Genomic DNA, 4,054 nt, shown 5'->3' with positions numbered 1-4,054 from the left:
TCGACCGGCTTCTGGACGCCGAGCACCCCGACGTGGTGCTCATCTGCACTCCGCCCGGAGTGCACCGTGAGCAGACGCTCGCCGCATTCGCCGCCGGCGCCCACGTCGTGGTCGAGAAGCCACCCGCACCCTCTCTGGAAGAGCTCGACGACATGCGGGCCGCCGCCGCAGCCGCCGACCGCCAGCTGGCGGTCGTATTCCAGCAGCGCACCGGAACGGCGGCCGCCCACGTGCGCGGTCTTCTGCAGTCCGGCGCGCTCGGCCGGCCCCTGCTCGCACAGTGTCAGACCCTGTGGTTCCGCGACGCCGCCTACTTCGCGGTCGAATGGCGCGGCAAGTGGGAGACCGAGGGCGGCGGCACGACCCTCGGCCACGGCATCCATCAGCTCGATCTGCTCGCGTTCCTGCTCGGCGACTGGGAGAGCGTTCAGGGGCGCCTGTGGCGTCTCGACCGCGAGACGCAGACCGAGGATGCCTCGACGGCGACGGTCACCTTCGCGAACGGGGCCGTCGCGTCGGTGGTGTCGAGCACGGTCTCGCCACGGCAGACCAGCTCGGTGCGCATCGACACGCAGAAGGCCACGGTCACGGTCGACCATCTCTACGGACACGGGCACGAGAACTGGCAGATCACGCCGGCGCCAGGTGTCGACGAGGCCGAAGCCGCGACGTGGGCGCTGCCCGAGCACGAAGAGCGCAGCGACCATGCCCCTCTGCTGCGGGACGTCTTCGACGCACTGCTGTCGGGCTCGCCGCTGCCGCCGACCGCTGACGAGCCCGCGCGATCGACCGAGATCGTCGCGGCCATATACGCATCCGCGGCGGGCGAGGGCGCCGTCATCACGCCCGCCGACCTCGCCGTGCATCCCACCCATCGCAGCGGCTTCCGCAGCCCGGTGATCGAGCGCCGGCCCGACCGCGTGTGACCGCCGAACGACCAGCCGCCGCGCCCGACCACGTGCCCGCGGCACGCTATCGCGACCCGGTGTACGACGGCGCCACCGACCCGATCGTCATCCGCGACGGCGACGGCTGGCGCATGTTCTACACGCAGCGCCGCGCGACGCATCCCGACCCGGGGCCGGGCGTCGCCTGGGTGCACGGCAGTCGCATCGGCGTCGCACGCAGCCGAGACGGCCTCGCATGGGAGTACAGCGGCACTCTGGAGCCCACTGCGGATGGCCTCCAGCTGCAGCCCGGCCCGCCGCCCGACGCGATCGCGGAGACCCACTGGGCGCCGGAGGTCATCTTCGACGGCGACCGCTGGCGCATGTACCTCACCGAGATCGACGGCGTGCCCGACCGATGGGACGGCTCTGCGCGCGCCATTGTGGAATACCGCTCCGACGACCTCGACGCGTGGCGACGGGTCGGACCTGTGGCTTTGTCGAGTGATCGCGTGATCGACGCCGGCGTCGCGCGCTGCCCGGATGGACTCTGGCGCCTCTGGTTCAAGGATGAGGCGGCCGGCTCGACGACGGGCGTTGCGGTCTCGGGCGACCTCGCCTCGTGGCGGCTCGAGGGGATCGCGATCGGGGGCAGACCGCACGAGGGTCCGGCCGCCTTCGCGCTGGGCGGCTGGTGGTGGATGATCGTCGACGAATGGCGGGGCATGGGGATCTACCGCTCCGCCGACGCGGTGAACTGGCAGCGTCAAGGCGGACCGGATGCCGTGATGCTCGGCGAGGCGGGCCCCCCGGGCACGGGCATCCAGATCGGCCGCCACGGCTCCGTGAGCCTCGCCGGCGACGGCGAGAACGCGACGTTCTGGTACTTCACGCATCCGTGGTGGGACGGCTCCGAGATCGCCGACGCAGAGGTTTCGGATGCCGAGGGCCCGACCCCGCGCGTGAGCGCGGTGCACGCGGCATCCCTGCGTGTCGTCGACGACCGGCTGGTCTGCGAGCGCTGACCCGCGCCCGGGCAACCGTCTCGATAAATCTTCTCCTGAAGTCTTGCGAAACGTTTTCCGCCATAGTAGCGTTTGGGCAAGCGCTTTCCCAGCACCAAGGGTCGCGCAGCACCCCACACCACCGAACACGGATCGTTCGTCGGCGCAGTATCGACCACGGACGTTCAGAGAGGACAACGATGTTCAACAGGAAGCGGGCATTTGCCGCCGTCGCCATCGCGACGGGCGCAGCCATCGCCCTTGCAGGATGCGCCGGAGGCAGCTCCGGCAGCCCCGATGCCACGCCGACGTTCGATCCGGATGAGGAGGTCACACTCGACCTCGCGTTCTGGGGCAACGACGTGCGGGCCGAGCTGTACAACGAGGCCATCGCCGCGTTCAGCGAGGAGTACCCGAACATCACGGTCAACGCGAGCTTCCTCGGCTTCCCCGAGTTCTGGGAGAAGCGCCAGACCGAGGCCGCAGGCAAGAACCTCCCCGATGTGATGCAGTTCGACTACTCCTACCTGCGTCAGTACTCGGAGAACAACCTGCTCCTGGACCTGAACCCGTACCTCGGCAACATCATCGAGACAGACGCGCTTCCCGAGAACATCCTCGGCATCGGCGTGGTCGGCGAGGCCACCACCGGCATCCCGACCTCGACCAACGCCTGGGGCCTGTTCACGAACCCCGTGCTGCTGGAGCAGGCCGGAGTCGAGAACTTCGAGGGCGGAAGCTGGGACGACTACACCGACTGGCTCGGCGAGGTCACCGATGGGGCCGGCGGCGAGTTCTGGGGCGGCAGCGACTTCAGCGGCCGCATCCAGAACCTCGAGATCCAGCTGCGGGCAGAGGGCGGCAACCTGTTCGAGGAGGACGGAACCCCCGGCTTCGACGAGGAGCGTCTGACGGAGTTCTGGGAGTCGGGTCAGGCGATCCGCGACGGCATCGGCGTCCCGCAGCAGCGGGTCGAAGAAGTCGTTCCGCTCGGGCCGTTCGACACCGCGAACACCGCAAGCGAGCTCACGTGGGACAACTTCGGATCGGGCTACCTCGGCAACCTGGGCGCCGGCTACACCGAGCTGAACCTGGTCGCGCCGCCGGTGACCGAAGAGGGTGCGAAGGATCTGTACCTCAAGCCGTCGATGCTGCACTCGATCTCGGCCAACACCGAGCACCCCGAAGCCGCGGCGACGCTGGTGAACTTCCTGGTCAACTCGCCGCAGTCCGGTGAGATCTTCGGCACCAACCGCGGTCTGCCGGCATCGGAGACGGCCCTCGAGGCCGCCGACCTCGACCCGCTGAGCCAGCAGGTCAAGGACTACGAGGCTTCCATCACGGACCGCCTGGGCGACGCCCCGCCGGTTCCGATCGTGGGCTACGGCACGCTCGAGGAGAAGTTCCGCCAGCTGGGCGCCGAGCTCAACTACGGAACGGTCACCGTCGAGGAGGCTGTCTCGCAGTTCTTCTCCGAGATGGACGTCGTCCTGGGCCAGTAGCAGTTCGCCGGGGGCCTGGGCCGTCGTGTCCGGGCCCCCGGGTACACCCTTCCATCCGAATCGATCCGGGAGTTTCTCGTGACCACCACTTCGACGAGAGTTATCGTGACCGGCGAGAGGTCGTCACGTCGCGGCCTGCTGCGGCGGGCGCGGCCGGAGCACCTGGACAACCCGGGAGCGCGAGCACGACTGCGCCGGGAGACCCTGGCCGGGTACGCGTTCCTGCTGCCGTGGCTGATCGGGTTCTTGGGGTTGACGATCATCCCGATGGTGTGGTCGTTGTATCTGTCCTTCACCAGTTACAACATCTTCAGTCCGCCGAAGTGGATCGGCCTGGACAACTACGTCCGGATGTTCACCGATGACCCGGCATTCATCCAGTCCGCGCAGATCACTTTGATCTACGTGCTGGTCGGAACCCCGATCATGCTGATCGCGGCGTTGCTGGTGGCGATGCTGCTGAACTACCGCGACAAGGGCGCCGGGTTCTTCCGGTCCTCGTTCTACGCCCCGTCGCTGATCGGCGGGTCGGTGTCGGTGGCGATCGTGTGGCGGGCGATGTTCTCGGCCGACGGCCCGGTGGACAACAGCCTGTCGTTCTTCGGCATCGACCTGGGCGGGTGGGTCGGAAACCCGAGCCTGGTGCTGCCGATGATGATCC

At 68.5% G+C, this 4,054-nt stretch carries 4 protein-coding genes; all 4 read left to right on the top strand.

The window, feature by feature from the left end; all coding sequences use genetic code 11:
- The coding region (locus tag VFX99_RS16960) for a Gfo/Idh/MocA family oxidoreductase (protein WP_329667468.1) at positions 1 to 926 on the top strand (926 nt) is incomplete at its 5' end.
- A complete protein-coding gene (locus VFX99_RS16955) occupies positions 923 to 1,912 on the top strand; it encodes a family 43 glycosylhydrolase (RefSeq protein ID WP_329667467.1) in 990 nt (329 codons plus the stop codon). The genes VFX99_RS16960 and VFX99_RS16955, both read left to right, overlap by 4 nt.
- 179 nt (positions 1,913 to 2,091) lie before the next feature.
- The gene (locus VFX99_RS16950) at positions 2,092 to 3,393 is read left to right on the top strand and encodes an ABC transporter substrate-binding protein (protein ID WP_329667466.1); all 1,302 of its coding nucleotides are present in this window, start codon (positions 2,092 to 2,094) and stop codon (positions 3,391 to 3,393) included.
- A gap of 78 nt (positions 3,394 to 3,471) precedes the next feature.
- Positions 3,472 to 4,054 (top strand): sugar ABC transporter permease (locus VFX99_RS16945; RefSeq protein ID WP_329667465.1); only part of this gene is annotated, 583 nt, incomplete at its 3' end.

Origin of the sequence: Microbacterium sp., assembly GCF_036277215.1 — a bacterium.
In the GTDB taxonomy this organism is placed as follows: domain Bacteria; phylum Actinomycetota; class Actinomycetes; order Actinomycetales; family Microbacteriaceae; genus Microbacterium.
This window is presented reverse-complemented; position numbering and strand designations above follow the sequence as displayed.

What these genes read in the sequence shown, in the direction of transcription:
- VFX99_RS16950 (WP_329667466.1), top strand. Translation starts at nt 2,092, where the DNA reads ATGTTCAACAGGAAGCGGGCATTTGCCGCCGTCGCCATCGCGACGGGC.